We start from the raw sequence: 257 nt of genomic DNA on the forward strand, positions 1-257 counted from the left end.
TAGGGCTGGTTGGACTCGAACCAACGACCCCCGCGTTATCAACACGGTGCTCTAACCAGCTGAGCTACAGCCCCAATATTTGCTGTTCTTTTATTGTCTACAGTCGATAAGTGTGAGCGCTTGAAATGTTCCGAAGAACCTGCAAACTCTAGAAAGGAGGTGATCCAGCCGCACCTTCCGATACGGCTACCTTGTTACGACTTCACCCCAGTCACGAATCCTACCGTGGTAAGCGCCCTCCTTGCGGTTAAGCTACC

Annotated in this window: 1 tRNA gene and 1 rRNA gene; both read right to left on the bottom strand. The window is 51.8% G+C overall.

Annotated features, from left to right (window positions below):
* Positions 1–74: transfer RNA gene (locus GTP69_RS30975), tRNA-Ile, on the bottom strand.
* Positions 75–152: 78 nt separating this feature from the next.
* Positions 153–257: ribosomal RNA gene (locus GTP69_RS30980) — 16S ribosomal RNA — on the bottom strand; the annotation flags it as partial.

This window comes from Duganella levis, from assembly GCF_009857605.1.
GTDB classification, from domain to species: Bacteria; Pseudomonadota; Gammaproteobacteria; order Burkholderiales; family Burkholderiaceae_D; genus Rugamonas; species Rugamonas levis.